Source organism: Rhodomicrobium sp. Az07 (assembly GCF_018619475.1).
Lineage (GTDB): Bacteria > Pseudomonadota > Alphaproteobacteria > Rhizobiales > Rhodomicrobiaceae > Rhodomicrobium.
Genome location: NZ_JAHFZG010000029.1, coordinates 1 through 13,948 on the forward strand (window position 1 = coordinate 1; position 13,948 = coordinate 13,948).

The 13,948-nt window shown below is 61.8% G+C and carries 14 protein-coding genes; 6 read left to right on the forward strand and 8 right to left on the reverse strand.

From position 1 onward, the window contains the following. The first annotated feature begins 160 nt into the window (after window positions 1-160). Both KKP04_RS14830 and KKP04_RS14835 read left to right on the forward strand, forming a co-directional pair. Window positions 161-490, forward strand: a complete 330-nt coding sequence (locus KKP04_RS14830; RefSeq protein WP_215033312.1) for a hypothetical protein — start codon at window positions 161-163, stop codon at window positions 488-490. After that, window positions 484-1,134 (forward strand): MAE_28990/MAE_18760 family HEPN-like nuclease, encoded by a 651-nt coding sequence (locus tag KKP04_RS14835; RefSeq protein ID WP_215033315.1) that lies wholly within the window; start codon window positions 484-486, stop codon window positions 1,132-1,134. The genes KKP04_RS14830 and KKP04_RS14835 overlap by 7 nt, the downstream gene beginning before the upstream one ends. Window positions 1,135-1,189: 55 nt before the next feature. On the opposite strand, the gene KKP04_RS14840 is transcribed toward KKP04_RS14835, so the two are convergent. Next, complete coding sequence (locus tag KKP04_RS14840) at window positions 1,190-1,678, reverse strand: DUF2441 domain-containing protein (RefSeq protein WP_215033318.1); 489 nt, start codon at window positions 1,676-1,678, stop codon at window positions 1,190-1,192. Between the two features lie 223 nt (window positions 1,679-1,901). Then, entirely contained in the window at window positions 1,902-2,429 is a 528-nt protein-coding gene (locus KKP04_RS14845) for an isochorismatase family protein (protein ID WP_215033321.1), read from the reverse strand. 125 nt (window positions 2,430-2,554) lie between these two features. On the opposite strand from KKP04_RS14845, the gene KKP04_RS14850 reads away from it, so the two are divergent. The 3 genes from KKP04_RS14850 to KKP04_RS14860 all read left to right on the forward strand — a co-directional run bounded on the left by KKP04_RS14850 (window position 2,555) and on the right by KKP04_RS14860 (window position 5,035). Further along, on the forward strand, window positions 2,555-2,728 hold the full coding sequence (locus KKP04_RS14850; protein ID WP_215033324.1) for a CsbD family protein: 174 nt from the start codon (window positions 2,555-2,557) through the stop codon (window positions 2,726-2,728). A gap of 282 nt (window positions 2,729-3,010) precedes the next feature. Further along, window positions 3,011-3,946: a LysR family transcriptional regulator gene (locus KKP04_RS14855; RefSeq protein WP_215033327.1), complete on the forward strand. Its 936-nt coding sequence runs from the start codon at window positions 3,011-3,013 to the stop codon at window positions 3,944-3,946. A 111-nt stretch (window positions 3,947-4,057) separates the two neighbouring features. Beyond that, on the forward strand, window positions 4,058-5,035 hold the full coding sequence (locus KKP04_RS14860) for a zinc ABC transporter substrate-binding protein (RefSeq protein ID WP_215033331.1): 978 nt from the start codon (window positions 4,058-4,060) through the stop codon (window positions 5,033-5,035). Window positions 5,036-5,048: 13 nt separating this feature from the next. Here the strand turns inward: KKP04_RS14860 and mutL are convergent, their stop codons facing one another. From mutL to KKP04_RS14890, 6 genes are all read right to left on the reverse strand, one after another. Beyond that, window positions 5,049-6,866: a DNA mismatch repair endonuclease MutL gene (mutL, locus tag KKP04_RS14865; RefSeq protein ID WP_215033334.1), complete on the reverse strand. Its 1,818-nt coding sequence runs from the start codon at window positions 6,864-6,866 to the stop codon at window positions 5,049-5,051. 24 nt (window positions 6,867-6,890) lie between these two features. After that, entirely contained in the window at window positions 6,891-8,225 is a 1,335-nt protein-coding gene (locus KKP04_RS14870; protein ID WP_251134167.1) for a glucose-6-phosphate isomerase, read from the reverse strand. A gap of 206 nt (window positions 8,226-8,431) precedes the next feature. Further along, window positions 8,432-8,959 (reverse strand): DUF4142 domain-containing protein, encoded by a 528-nt coding sequence (locus KKP04_RS14875; RefSeq protein ID WP_215033337.1) that lies wholly within the window; start codon window positions 8,957-8,959, stop codon window positions 8,432-8,434. A gap of 110 nt (window positions 8,960-9,069) precedes the next feature. Next, complete coding sequence (locus tag KKP04_RS14880) at window positions 9,070-10,257, reverse strand: YcjF family protein (RefSeq protein WP_215033340.1); 1,188 nt, start codon at window positions 10,255-10,257, stop codon at window positions 9,070-9,072. Further along, on the reverse strand, window positions 10,254-11,723 hold the full coding sequence (locus KKP04_RS14885) for a YcjX family protein (protein WP_215033343.1): 1,470 nt from the start codon (window positions 11,721-11,723) through the stop codon (window positions 10,254-10,256). Before KKP04_RS14885 ends, KKP04_RS14880 begins: the two co-directional genes overlap by 4 nt. Before the next feature lie 82 nt (window positions 11,724-11,805). Further along, a complete protein-coding gene (locus tag KKP04_RS14890; protein ID WP_215033346.1) occupies window positions 11,806-12,741 on the reverse strand; it encodes a LysR family transcriptional regulator in 936 nt (311 codons plus the stop codon). 84 nt (window positions 12,742-12,825) lie between these two features. Between KKP04_RS14890 and KKP04_RS14895 the strand changes: the two genes are divergently transcribed. Continuing rightward, window positions 12,826-13,731: a DMT family transporter gene (locus KKP04_RS14895; protein ID WP_215033349.1), complete on the forward strand. Its 906-nt coding sequence runs from the start codon at window positions 12,826-12,828 to the stop codon at window positions 13,729-13,731. The last annotated feature ends 217 nt before the right edge of the window (window positions 13,732-13,948 follow it).

Below are 13,948 nucleotides of genomic sequence, written 5' to 3' on the forward strand. Positions count from 1 at the left end.
TTCTCTCACGCCTCGTCAACGGCTGGCCGATGCGCAAAATCGATGAACTCATGCCTTGGGCCTATGCCGCCAGCCAAAACGCTGATCCCATGGTCTGAGAACACCGCTAACTCCATATCGCCCCCGTGTTGATGTGCACGACTATCTGGACGAAGGTGTGATGGCAGTCGCCTCATCCGCGCAATTTGACTGGAAGAGAGAGGTTAATATTTTTAACAAAACTTTCCATAAGCTGAACAAATTGGCGGGCGAGAGAACGTTCAAAAAGAATGGGCGATTTTCTTTGGGGTATTATGAGTTTATCATTCTAGGCCTTTCCAGTTTGCTGGATCAAGAAGGCGATATTTCAGACGAAGCTCTTTCTGCCAAAATAAATTCTATTTCTAAGCTGCCAGAAGCCGGAAAATATACAGGGAGCGGAGTCAGGGGTACGCAAAGATTATCGGGATTTGTTTTTGCGAAAGCGAAAGAACATTTTTCCGCATGCTAAGGCCGAGGTCTCTTTCGCAACTCCAAGATGCCCTGGACCAAGAGCTCGGTTGGAGAAAAATTGAGCTTCATGCTCTTTTGCAAACGATAAGGGGTTCCTCTGGTAGAAGCAAGCAGTCCCTACTGCGAGCTGCGGTACCTATATTATATGCCCACTGGGAGGGTTTTGTAAAATCTGGTATTTGTCTTTATATTGGTTATCTATCAAGCCTCGGTCTGAAATACCGAAATACGAAACAATGCTTTCGAGGTGTCGCCGCGTTAGAGCATGTTCGTGGTCTTGGTGGCTTAACGAGCAAGATATTCGTCGGGTCAGAACTATTGAAGAGATTGTACGATATAGAAAATGAGACTTTTAATGTGCAACTGGAGCGGCATATCGGAAAAATAGGGAATCTTAACTTCGATCTATTTGAGCAGATTTTATCATTTTCCGCAATAGATGTCGCACGCTACGTTCCGAGGAAACAGCTCATCGACGAGAGCCTCCTTAAAAGGCGAAACGAAATCGCGCATGGACGTTTCATCGAACTAGATGAGGAAGGGGTATTAAATCTTAGTGGCGAGGTGCTTACCCTTATTGAATGGGTCAAAACAGACATCGAAAATGCGGCGTCTACGCAATCTTACAGCGTACGCCCTTGAGCCTCGCATCGCATCCAGATCCAACTGCGGTGAAAGGATTTTACTGTGTCTTACGTCACGTAAACACGAGCGCTGGGGGCGTGGGCACCTCGCACATGTGTTCGATGCGCACGGGCGAGCCGATCAACACCTCGCGGTTGGCTGTCGCCGGAACCGTCCAATAATCGCGCCCCATGTCGAAGATGGCCTGAAAGTATTTTTGCGGGTAGGGCGCCAGGGCCAACTCGTAGCTGCCGACGTGAAGCGGCGGCGCCTCGCCAACCGGCGTCACCTCGTATATCAGGTTGGTTCGCTGATACTTGTTTCGGAAGGCGATTGCCTCTTCGATGGTCGGAGTCACGAAGACGCAATCCAGCCTGCTCGGCGCGTCGGGCGCGTATAATTTGCGGGAAAGCTCGAGCACGACTTCCTTGAAAGCATTTGTCGGAAGCCCTTCGCCGGGCTTGGCTTCGTAAAGACTGAAGAGCCGTCCCCAATTGCCTTGATATATGATCGAGCCGATATGAAGTGGCAGCGGTGCGCAATGAAAATACGTTCGCTGCATGTCGCACCTCCTTTCTCCGAAGGTGCCAAATAACTAACTGACTCGGCTCGGGGTCAGTGCAGAAAATTGCATATAATTATGCCGATGATAGGGCGATGTTGTCTTCCGGCATTTGCCAAGGTTCAGGTCGAACTCCACCGCTGCCATTACCGAGCGACGGAGCGCCCCGCTGTCCCCGGCATGCGTCGGCGCGCACCGCCCGTCGTCCTCACGTCATCAAGTGTCACTTGATCAACGCGGCCGCCTCGCGAAAGCGCGGGTGTTCGGCCGTCCGAAGCCATTCGAACACGACCATCTCGACCGTGACGATTTCCGCGCCATGCCGCTCGATGCGTCGGATCGCGGCCTCCTTGCTTTCCGCGCGGCGCGAGCCGATCGCATCGCGAACCACGAAAACGCGCCGGCCGGCATCGAGCAGACTCAGCACCGTTTGGAGAACGCAGATGTGCGCTTCGCAGCCCGACACCACGACGTCTCTTTCGCCGACGCGGTCGAGGAATCCGGGGGTGCCGCAAGCGTCGAAGGTCATTTTCTGAAACGCATGTTCCAACGGTTCGAGGTCTTCCACCGTGGCCCCGAGCCCTTTTGCATATTGCTCGGTGAAGAGGGTCGGCACGCCGAGAAGAGAGGCCGCAGCCCGGAGCTTCTTCGCGTGGTCGACGACGGTGGCGGCATTTTCGATCACCGCCATCAGGCGCGGCTGAAAGTCGATGGCGAGGAGGAGGCTGTTTTCCGGGGCGATTGCGGGCATGGGCGGGTTCCGAGGTGGCTCGACGGACGGGATCCAAGTTTCACCCATGCGCCAGGCTTCGTCCAGATCGAACTCTTCGGCTGATTGGGAGTTGTCCTGTGAGAAGATGTTCAAAGGAGAAGAAAGTGGACAAGGATCGCGTCGAAGGCAGTGGCAAGCAGGTGAAGGGTTCTGTCAAGGAAACCGTTGGCGAAGTGACCGGCGATACGAAGACAGAGGCCGAAGGCAAGGCGGAAAAAGCCGAAGGCAAGGTTCAAAATACTTATGGCGGTGCGAAAGATAGCCTCCGCGGGGAATAGAATACTCCGAATATTATCAAACCCCCGTTGGCAAGCGGGGGTTTGAGCGTGCACATATGCCTAGTGGAGCGAATTTGACATTTGAGTCCCGGTTGCTGAAAGCTCTCGCTCAAATGTCAAATTCAGAAGCTCCACTAGAATCAATGGTTTGCTGGTGGTCCCTTGATTCCGGCATTTGCTTGCGAGTGTGGTGCAAACGGATGCAAATGTCGGAATCGGACCACTGGGATATTAAATATTCTTTTGTGGCGTATAAGGCCTAGGTTGGGTTAATCCTTTTGTATGAATATTTCACTCAGACTCTTGCGGTATGTCACCGCCGCCGCCGACAGCGGGAACGTCACCGAGGCTGCTCGCAAGCTTCAGGTGTCGCAGCCATCGGTTTCCGCCGCAATAGCGGAGCTGGAGCAGATGCTCGGCATCGCCATTTTCGTGCGCCATCATGCAAAAGGCGTCACGCTGACGCCGGCAGGCCAAAAACTGATCGCCGAAGCGCGCCTGCTTCTCAAACACGCCGAGGAATTCTCGAAATCGGCGGAATCGCTTGGCGATATCGAGCGAGGCGAAGTCACCATCGGCTGCTTCCCGACGTTGGCGGCTTGTTACATGCCCGCAGTCATGACCGAGTTTTCGAGGCGCTATCCGCTCATCCAGCTTGTGCTGGCCGATGGCGATCAGGAGCGGCTTCTGGCGGATGTCGCCAACGGGCGCGTGGAATTGGCCTTCACGTTCAATCACGCCGTACCGGCTACCCTTGATGCAACCATAGTGATGCAGCTGCCGTTCGTCGTATCCCTTCCGCCGGATCATCGGCTTGCGAAGGCACCCACCGTCAGTCTTCACGACCTGAAGGACGATCCGATGATCTTCTTCGGCGATCAGCTCATCGGCGGCTATATCACGCGAGTTTTCGACGCCGCTGGCGTGTCGCCGATCATACGGCAGCGCACCGGGACGTTCGAGGTGATGCGCGGCCTTGTGGCGCGCGGGCACGGTTATTCGGTTCACGTCGCGACGCCATCCTCCTCCACCACATACGACGGGGGCACCGTCGTCGTGAAACCCATCCGCGACACTGTGCCGAAAGCGGAAATCGCCTGCATCGCCCCCGGCGTGCAATTGATGCGCCCGGCCGTGCGGCTCTTCGCGGAATTTCTCGCCGATGCGCTTGTTCAGCCAGCGGGCGAAGAACAGCCGATGGCCGAGGCAGCCGAATAGCGGCGGCGAGAGTTTGGGCCTTCAATTGGACGGCCCTCGCCCTCTCGCTGCCATTATGCTAATGTAACAGTATATCATCATACTTTAATTTTATGGTTACGGACGAAGCCCATGGTTGTTCGTTTGCCTTGGCGCGCGGTGTTGTTGCGCGGTTCCGACAGCGCCCGGCGCCTGAAGCGGCCGCTGGCAGCGGGGCGAGCCGTCCTGGCTTTCCTTTTCTCCGCGCTCGCCATCGCGACGCCATCGCTGGCCGCACCGAAGGTTGTGGCGACCATAAAACCCGTGCACTCGCTCGCCGCCGCCATAATGGCAGGCGTGGCCGAGCCCAAGCTGCTGCTCGACGGCGCGGCCTCGCCTCATTTCTACGCCCTGAAGCCATCCGACGCGAGGGCCCTTGAGGGCGCCGATCTTGTCATTCGCGTTTCGCCGCATCTTGAGGTGTTTCTGGACAGGGCGCTGGCTTCGCTGCCCGAGAAGGCGCGCGTGCTCGATCTTGACCGGTCTGCGGGGCTGAACCTCCTCGCGGTGAGAGCGTCGCACGGGGCGTCATCGGCGGCGGGATCCGCGCCGGACCAGGCGGATGTCCATTTCTGGCTCGACCCGGTGAATGCGGGTGCGCTGGCGCGGGAGATTGCGCGGCAACTCTCCGCGATCGACCCGGAAAACGCGGCGCATTACGGCGCAAACGCCACAGCGCTCGGCGCGAAGCTGACGGAGCTCGATGTCGAAATGCGGAAGACGCTCGCCGGGCTATCGGGGCGGCCTTTCGTCGTGTTTCACGACGTGACTCAATATCTCGAACATCGCTACGGCTTGAACAGCCTCGGCACCGTGACGCCAAGCCCCGAGCGCACTCCCGGCGCGGGGAGCGTCGCCGCCTTGCGCGATGCCATCCGGGAAAAGGGCGCGGTGTGCATTTTCGCAGAGCCTCAGTTTTCGCCGAGACTGATCGACATGCTTGTCGAGGGCACAAACGCACGGCGCGGCATCCTCGATGAAATCGGCGTGCGGATCGAAGCGGGGCCGGAGCAGTATTTCAACCTGATGCGCGCAAACGCGCGGAGCATCGCCGATTGCTTGAGGCCGTAAGCGAACAGCGCTCCTAACGCCGCTCGAACAGCCGTTCGAGATCGCCGCGCGACAGCTCCACATAGGTCGGCCGCCCGTGATTGCACTGCGCGGCGTTCGGCGTGGTCTCCATCTCGCGCAGAAGTGCGTTCATCTCGTCGAGCCGCATCGGGCGCCCGGCGCGAACGCTTCCGTGACACGCCATCGTCGCGCAGATCGCATGAAGCCGCGCCTCGACCGTGTTCGCGCTGTCCTTCAGTTCATGTGCGAGATCGCGGACGAGCGTTTGCAGGTCGCATTGGCCCAGCAGTGCGGGAACCTCGCGGACGATGATCGCGCCGGGACCGAAGCTTTCCAGCGCGAGGCCGCTTCCGGCGACCGTCTCCGCATGCTCGGCGACGAGCGCGGCATCGTCTTCCGGCATTTCCACGATCTCGGGGATGAGCAGCAATTGCCGCGCTATGCGACCGCCCGCCAGCGCGGCCTTGAGCTTCTCATAGACGATGCGCTCATGGGCAGCGTGCTGGTCGATGAGGATGACGCCTTTGGGCGTTTCGGAGAGGATGTAGGTGTTGTGCACCTGCGCGCGTGCCATGCCGAGGCGCTCGTAATTCGTATCCGCGGAATCGGGTGCGTCGTGCGCCGCTCCGTTTGTGGGTGTCGGCCTGGCCTCTTCTGTGTCGAACGCAAGCGCCGCTTCCGCGAACCCGCCGGGCGGGTCCGCCATCGGTTGCGGATATGTCGGGGCGAACGAAGTTTGCGGCCACGCCCGCAGCGGCGCGCGATATTGCACCGGCTCCGGCGCGGCAGCCCCGGCGGGCATCAGCACGCCGGTTGGTCGCGCCGCCATCGCGCCTGCGCGCCGCAGCGCGTCGTGGAGCGCCGACACGACGAGCGCGCGCACAAGGCTCGCCTCGCGGAACCGCACCTCGGCCTTCGCCGGATGGACGTTCACGTCCACATCCTCGACGCGCAACGTGAGAAACAACACCGCCAACGGAAAGCGCCCGCGCGGCACCACATCCATATAAGCGCCGCGAATCGCCGAAAACAGCAGCCGGTCCTTCACGGGGCGACCGTTGACGAACACATATTGCAGCGACGCGTCCGGCCGGTTGAGCGTTGGCCGCCCGGCGTAGCCCGTCAGCGCCAGCCCGTCGCGTTCGAGATGCACCGGCTCCGCGTCCTCGCCGAACTCGCGACCCATGATGCGCGCGAGGCGGGCGCGCACGGCGTTTTCATCGCCTTCGGCGGCTCGGGCGAGTTGGAGAGACGCGCGCTCGCCGACCGTCAGCGCGAAGCCGACATGCGGGCAGGCCAGCGCGAGCCGCTTCACCACGTCCGAGATGGCGGCGTTCTCCGCGCGCTCCGACTTCATGAATTTGAGACGCGCGGGCGTGGCGGCGAACAGGTCGCGCACCTCGACGCAGGTGCCGGGGCGTGCGGCGGCGGGGCGCACGGGCGAGGTTTGCCCCGCCCGCACCTCGATTTCATGGCCGCGCGAGGAGGCGCGCGGGCGCGTCACGATGGAAAGCGTGCCCACCGAGCCGAGCGACGGCAGCGCTTCGCCGCGAAAGCCGAGCGTGCGGATCGCCATCAGATCGCCGCTCGGCAGTTTCGATGTCGCGTGGCGGCGGACGCATAGCGCGAGGTCCGCCTCGTCCATGCCGATGCCATCGTCGGAGACGCGGATCAGCGACAGCCCGCCATTCTCGGCGATGATTTCGATGGCGGTCGCGCCCGCGTCGATGGCGTTCTCGACAAGCTCCTTCACCGCGCTGGCAGGCCGCTCGATCACCTCGCCGGCGGCGATGCGATTGATTTCGACCTGGCTCAGTTCGCGGATGGCCACCTTCGTCCCCAGCTTATGCGCTCGTCAGGCGGCGAGATATTGCCGCGTGAGGATCTTCGCGAGTTCCACGGCGGGCTGGTCGAACGGATCGACGCCGAGCAGGTCGCCCGCGAGGATCGTTTCGATGAAGAAATGCATCATCAGCGCGCCAAGCGCACGCTCGTCGAGCTTCGGCACGTCGATGGTGCGCACGGGGCGCTTCGCCTCGATGAGCGCGTCGACGATGGCTTTCTGCTGTGCCGCGACGAGATCGCCGATGCTCTTTCCCGCGAGATAGGGCGCACCCGCTTCCGCCGCCAGTTCGGCCGGAATGGTGAGGCCGCGATCCGCGCCTTCCGCCTCGGCCACGCGGATCACCGTCATCAGGTGCGTTGCGGGACCGTCCATGAAGAGCTGAAGCTGGCTGTGCTGGTCCACCGGGCCGAGCGTGCCGATGGGCGTCGTGCCTTCGCCGTTCTTGCCGAGGCTTTCCGCCCAGAGCTGCACATACCATGCGCTGAAGCGTTCGAGCCGGTCGGAATATGGCATGAGCACGGAGTTCGTGACGCCGAGATCCTTGGCGAGGCCGATGGACAGCGCCGCGCCGACAGCGGCGGGGTGGTCTTCCGGCATGACGGCGGTTGAAAGCTGCTTCACGACGTCGAGCGCGCCCGCGCGGAACGCCGCCACGTCGAGACCTCGCGCGAGCGCGGGCAGCAGGCCGACAACCGAGAACACCGAGTAGCGCCCGCCGATGTCGGTCGGGTGCGCTAGCAGCGGGATGCCGCGCGCGGAGAACAGCTCACGCAGGCCGTTCGCGACGCCCGGTTTCGCGGGCTCCGTTACGCCGAGGAAAATTTGCGGGATGAGCGCGCCGTGGCCCTGATCCTCGATGAATTTGAACGCGGTCAGCACCTGCGACAGCGTTTCGCCCGTGGTGCCGGACTTCGAAATCGCGATGAAGCGCGTCTTCGGAATGTCGAGGCTTGCAAGGCCGCGCGTGAAGGAGCGCGAGTCCAGGTTGTCGCAGAAGCGAAGCTCCGGCAGCTTGCCCGCCGCGTTGCCGTTGTCGCCGGGAATGCCCCAGCCGCCGACCTGCGCCAGCGCCTGCCCGCCAAGGCTCGAACCGCCCGTTCCGAGAATGACGACGGTTTCCGCGCCAGCCGCGAGCTTGTCATAGGCCGCGCGCGTGTCCTCGATGTCGGCGGTGTCCTTCAGGATGCGGAAATGCGCGAAGCTGTCCGTCTGCGCGGCTTCCTCAAGCGCCTTGAAGCGCGGCGTGAGCAGCGTCAGCCACTGCGTAAGGCGATCCGGGCTGAGGCCCGTATCTCCGATCTTGGTGGAGAGGCTGCCTTCAATCGATTGGCGATAGGTGGTCATGGCGCGAATCCCTTTGTCAGTGCTACCCTCACGATGCCCGCCCCCCAAAGGCAAGACACCCGGCTTCAGCTTTCAACAACTGATCGCACGCGAGGCTTCCGGCGCATAGAAAAAGCCGCGAGGCGCGGCTTTTTCCTGTTCGTGGCGTGACCGCTATTCCGCGATCGAATCGGCCCGCGTTCATCGCACGCGGTCGCGCCGGACCGTTAGCGGCGGGCAGACTCCTTGGGCTTGAGATTATCGGCCATCTCAAGGTGCTGCTTGATCGTCGGCAGGAGATTCGTCGCGAACTGCTTCAACTCAGCGTTGTCGCCACGCTGGATATAATTTTCGAGAAGCTTCACCGTATCGCGGTGAGCCTTGCGCTGCTGCTGGATGTACTGGCGGTCGAAATCGCGATCCGCAACCTTGAGATAGTCAAGCTCCTGCATACGCCTTTCATCGATTGTGACTGTCGGCTCTTTTATGTTCGCCTGCTTGAGCGTATCCTTGAGCTTGGCGTCGGCGGCACTATGGTCTTCGACCATCTTCCTTGCGAACTGCCTCACGTCCTCGTTGTCTGTTTTCTGCAAGGCAATGTATGACGACTGAATTTCGAACTGTCCGGCCGAACTCAGATCGCGCACGAATGTTTGGGCAGGGGATAGCTTGGGCGTTGCAAGTTGCGCAAATGAAGGAGCGGCGAAGCTGGCTGCGGTCAGCAACGCCGCGACCGCTATCAGGAAACGTCTCATGAAACTCTCCCATGGAATGGCCGCAGGTTGCGGCCGTTTTGGGAGTTCAACAGGCGAGGTTCAGCCTCGTTCCCCCGCTGCGGTTGTGCCGGAGGAGCGCCGACACGCGATCAGCCTTTCCCCCGCTCTTTTCCTTCCGGCGCAATCTCCCCCGCGAACCGATGCCCGACCTTCAGGAACTCGGACACGAATTCGCGGAATCGCGGCTGTCTCGCCTCCACATAGGGCAGCGGCCGCAGCACTTCCACCGCCGCGAGGCCGATGCGCATCGTGAAGCCGCCGTTGATGAGCCCTTCGCCGAGCCGCTTCGAAACGCGGGCGGTCACCCCTTGCCCGAGCACCTGGGACAGGATGTCGTCGGTAAACGCAATGCCCCCGGTGAGCGCGAGGTGCCCCGCGATGAGCCGCATCAGTTTCAGGATGGCGAAGAAGCCCGGCCTGCCGCCATAGATCGACGCAAGGTTGCGAAGCATCCTGAAGTTTTCGTAGGCGACGAAGCCCACGGAGATGATCGCGGCGGGCGACAGCGTCGTCACCACCAGCACGCGGCGGCCGGATGAACCGATGGTAACGCGCGCGAGCTTGTCGAGCGGCACGAGCAGTTCGCGCTCCGTCAGGCTCAGGACCTGCTTCGCGTCCATGATGTCGCGCTCGTGCTTCCTGAGCCGCGCGAGGCCGTCGGCGAGTTCGCGCCGTTCGGCGAAGATCGCGCGGATTTCGCCCGCAGCCACGCGCGCCTGTTTCGTGTCCTCGACCATGAGCGCCGAATCGGCGCGCTTGCGCACGGTGGTCATGGCCGAAAGCCGGGCGAGGCCCGCGATTTCGCGCGCGAGGATCATCGCGAAAGAGAAGACGGCGACGGCAAGCAGGATCGTCGCGGCCCAGCCGATCCAGTCGTGGCGGCCGAGAAGCGTCAGGAACGTGTCCTGCACCCAGATCAGCATCGCGAGCACGACGAGGCCGCCGACCGCAGACAGGAAGATGCCGCCCCATTTCCGCGTGCGCGAGATCGCTTTCTGCGGCGGGGCTGCCATTGTCCCGGCGGGTTGGTCCGAAGGCGGCGGCGTTGCCGCTTTCGGCTGCGGTGCGGCGGCGCGCGGTTTCGCGTTCGGTTGCGGGCCGGACGATGCGGCGGCGCCGGGCTTGTCCGGGGCGGGTTCGCGTGACGCGGCGGGCGGCCCCTTCGGCCCTTCCGGCTTTTGAGCGGGCGCTTCATCCTTCAGCGGGAGGTCCGCCGAGAGCCTTGGGTCGTCGAGATTGAACGCCGCGGGCGCGCGGCCTTTCGGTTCGCCGGTCATGAGAGTTTGTCGCCGATGAGAAAATTCAAGGCCCGGTCCAGCCGGATGTGAGACAGCACAGCGCTTTCGCCGAAGCCGAGCGGGCGCTGCTTCTGCGGACGAAAGCGGACGAAATGCGTCGCCGAATGCCCCATCGAGAGCCATTCGGGCGACAGCGCGAGCGCCGGGTCTTCCGGTAGGTCGCCGGGGAAGATCGCGAGTTGTTCCTTGCCGTCGAACACGCGGGCGCCGAGGCGTTCGCCCTTCAGCGGCACACCGACGATGCACGGCAGCCGGTCGTTGCCCTGCCGCGCCTCCGCCTCCCCCGTCGCGCGGACGCTGGCGAGCGCAAACGCCTTCACCTCCGCGCCGCTGAAATTCGCGCGCGCAATGCTTTTTTTCGCGATGAGGCCGAGGATCGCTTCAAGCCGGTCGTGGTTCGTGTGGTGCAGATGATCCGCCTTCGTCGCGGCGAACACGATGCGGTCGATGCGCCGCCCGCTGAACATCGCATGCCACGGGTTCTGACCGTGCCGGAAGCAGCCGAGAATGTCGCTCATCGCGCGTTCGAGGTCGGCGACGGCGGCCGCGCCCGCGTTCACCACGGTCAGCACGTCGGCCAGCACGATCTGCCGGTCGAGCCGCGCGAAATGATCGCGGTAGAACGGTTGGATGACGTGCCGCTTATAGGAGTTGAAGCGCCGCGCCATCATCCCCCAAAGGCTGTTGTCCGGCGGCGCCGCGCCTTCCGCCGCTTCGAGCGGAAAGAAGGTGAAGGCAGGCGAGCCCGCGAGATCGCCCGGCATGAGGAAGCGGCCCGGCGTGAGGCTGGAGAAGGACAGCGCGTCGTCGCGGCATTTGCGCAAATACTGCGTGAAAATCTCCGCGCCGTGTTTCGCGATCTGCTCGTTCTTCTTCTGAAGCGGATTCGTCTCGCCGAGGAAGGCGAGCCACTCCTTCGCCGCCGGTTCGCGGCTCGGCTCGCGCGCCATGGCGATGGATTGCCGCGACCATTCCTCGAAGGTGAGGTCTAGCAGCGGCAGGTCGAGCAGCCATTCGCCGGGATAATCCACGATGTCGAGATGCATCAGCCGCGTTGCGCCGAGCGCGCGCCGCATCATCGCGCCGGGGGCGTATTCGAACGTCAGGCGAAGCTCGCTGATCTGGCGCGTGCCCTCCGGCCATTCCGGTTCGGCGGCGGTGAGCTTCGCGAGGTTGCCCTCGTAATCGAAGCGCGGCACGGCGTCGTCCGGCTGCGGTTCGAGATAGGTGCGCAGGATGCGCTTCTGCGCCAGCGGCTCGAAGAACGGGAGCGCGTTGCCCGCCATGAGATTATGCACGAGCGAGGTGATGAACACCGTCTTGCCGGAGCGCGACAGCCCGGTCACGCCAAGCCGCACGGACGGCGCGAACATCTGCGCGGCGGTGTCCTGCGCGCGCGCCCACGTTTCCAGCGCTGAACTCGACCAGCGTTCCAGCAAGGCCATTCCTCTCGCATTCCGGGAGATGAAGCGGCTGTTTTAACAGGAGACGCGGCTGAGGGGAATAACGGCGCTTGCGGCGTTTCGCTCACGATGCCTGAGACTGCCGCAAATGAAACTGTCTGCCGACATCTGCGGAGCATTCAAGAAACCCGACAAACCGTCGGAAAAGATCTTGCCCGAGATTGGCGATCATGACGAGTTCGGTCGCTGGCAAAGCAGGAAAGCCGTCCTCCTCGCCCAGGATTATATGATCGCGAGGCAGCGAAGCCTTCGGCAGCACCGCAACGCCTAGCCCTGCCAGAACGGCTTTGCGTATGTTCTCATAGGATGAGCTGGTGTAGGCCGGATAGCTCGAAATGCCTGCGCGCTTGAGTGCCTCCAGCATAGCTTTGCGATACGTGCAGCCCGCTGGAAAAGACACCAGCGGCAGGGCCGAAACATCGGCGAGCGTGAATTTTTCGCGCGCGACCCAAAACAACGGTTCCCGCCTGAGAACTTCCTTCATCGCGCCCCCGAGATCGGGCGTGTCGCCCACCCTGTTCATCAAGGCGACGTCTATTGTCCCGGCCTTGAACATATCGAGCACAACCATCGACATGGCGGACGTCACTTCGATGCGAAGCCCGGGGTTCATGTCGAGACAGCGGGACACCATGCCGTGAATGTCGAGCATATCGAAATCGTCCGGCACGCCGAGTCGGATGCGCCCGGCTAGAAGTGGCCGCCTGAACGATCCTACGGCTTCCGACAGGCGCGCGAGGATGTCTTTCGCCATCGGCAGGAAGCGCTCGCCTTCGACCGTTAGCCCCACAATATGTCCCTGCCTGCGCTCCAGCAGAACGCATCCCAAAATTTGCTCAAGCTTCTTGAGGCTTTGCGTGACTGCAGATTGGGTGCGGCCCAGATCGAGGCTGGCTCGCACAAAACCGCCACCTTCAGCGACGGTCACGAACGCGCGCAACTGTTCGAGCGTGATGCGCCTATCCGCGAACGGCGACTCAGGAAGAAGCGTCTGAAGCATTGGTTGATCCAAAATTAGCCGAACTTATTATGTCGCTTATATTATTAATTTTGCAACATTAATATGGCCTGCGATCCTGTGCGCATGACACAAGTTTCGCGCCCTATCCTATTGTCTGTCGTCGTTCTTTTCAGCTTGCTCTGGAGTTCGGCTTTCGTCGCCGGGAAAATCGCCGTGCGCGATGTCGATCCGATTCTCGTCCTCGTGCTGAGGTTCGCCTTGGGCGCTGCGATCATGATGCCATTCTGTCTGCGAGATCGCACAGCTTGGAATACGCACATCGTGAAAACGGGGCTTCTGCTCGGCCTGCTCAATAATGCGCTCTATCTCGGACTGAACTTTTCAGCTCTCGCTTACACGTCCCCAGCGGTTGTGGTGGTGATCGTGAGTTGCGCGCCTTTTCTTGCGATCTTGTTTTCCACGATGCTCGGACACGAGCAGTTCGATCCCGTCAAGACGCTGGGCGTACTCATCGGGTTTTCCGGCGTCGTCTTCATTATCGGCTTCGACGTCAGCAAAGCCGATGCGATCGGCATCGCGCTCACTCTTTGCGGCACAACCGCCTTCGCCATCGCCACCGTGTTGTTTCGCGGACGTGCGTCGAACCTGCCAGTTTTCCCGCTGAATTTCTGGCAATCGGCAGTGGGCGCGTTTGCGCTGATTCCGGTTTTTGCGCTGAAGGGATTTCCCGCGCCGACTTTCACCATCTCGGCCATCTTCTCGACCCTTTATCTCGCGGTGGTCGTCACCATCGGGGCGAGCGTGCTGTGGCTGCTTCTGATCCGCTGGAGCGGCGCGGCAAGCGCGTCTTCCTATCATCTGCTGAACCCGTTCTGGGTGGTGATCCTGTCGTACATCGCACTTGGCACGCCGCTAAAACCCGGCGACTTCGTCGGCGCTGCGATCATTGGGGCGGGGCTTTTACTGACGACGCGGAGCGCCACGCCGGTTGCGCCGCCTGTGTTGGCGAAAACGGGTGAGGGCAGCTAAACGGGCGTTGCCGGAACGCGACAGCCCGGTGACGCCGAGCCGCACGGACGGCGCGAACATTTGCGGCGGTGTCCTGCGCGCGCGCCCACGTTTCCAGCTGAACTCGACCAGCGTTCCAGCAAGGCGATTCCTCTCGCATTCCGGGAGATGAAGCGGCTGTTTTATCAGGAGACGCGGTGAAGGGGAATAACGGCGCTTGCGGCGTTTCGCTCGGGGT

Excerpts from the sequence above, each read along its gene's own strand:
- KKP04_RS14840 (WP_215033318.1), bottom strand. The coding sequence starts at position 1,678 with ATGCAGCGAACGTATTTTCATTGCGCACCGCTGCCACTTCATATCGGC.
- KKP04_RS14835 (WP_215033315.1), top strand. The coding sequence starts at position 484 with ATGCTAAGGCCGAGGTCTCTTTCGCAACTCCAAGATGCCCTGGACCAA.
- KKP04_RS14845 (WP_215033321.1), bottom strand. The coding sequence starts at position 2,429 with ATGCCCGCAATCGCCCCGGAAAACAGCCTCCTCCTCGCCATCGACTTT.
- KKP04_RS14885 (WP_215033343.1), bottom strand. The coding sequence starts at position 11,723 with ATGGCCTTGCTGGAACGCTGGTCGAGTTCAGCGCTGGAAACGTGGGCG.
- KKP04_RS14875 (WP_215033337.1), bottom strand. The coding sequence starts at position 8,959 with ATGAGACGTTTCCTGATAGCGGTCGCGGCGTTGCTGACCGCAGCCAGC.
- KKP04_RS14855 (WP_215033327.1), top strand. The coding sequence starts at position 3,011 with ATGAATATTTCACTCAGACTCTTGCGGTATGTCACCGCCGCCGCCGAC.
- KKP04_RS14890 (WP_215033346.1), bottom strand. The coding sequence starts at position 12,741 with ATGCTTCAGACGCTTCTTCCTGAGTCGCCGTTCGCGGATAGGCGCATC.
- KKP04_RS14830 (WP_215033312.1), top strand. The coding sequence starts at position 161 with ATGGCAGTCGCCTCATCCGCGCAATTTGACTGGAAGAGAGAGGTTAAT.
- KKP04_RS14880 (WP_215033340.1), bottom strand. The coding sequence starts at position 10,257 with ATGACCGGCGAACCGAAAGGCCGCGCGCCCGCGGCGTTCAATCTCGAC.
- KKP04_RS14860 (WP_215033331.1), top strand. The coding sequence starts at position 4,058 with ATGGTTGTTCGTTTGCCTTGGCGCGCGGTGTTGTTGCGCGGTTCCGAC.
- KKP04_RS14870 (WP_251134167.1), bottom strand. The coding sequence starts at position 8,225 with ATGACCACCTATCGCCAATCGATTGAAGGCAGCCTCTCCACCAAGATC.
- KKP04_RS14895 (WP_215033349.1), top strand. The coding sequence starts at position 12,826 with ATGACACAAGTTTCGCGCCCTATCCTATTGTCTGTCGTCGTTCTTTTC.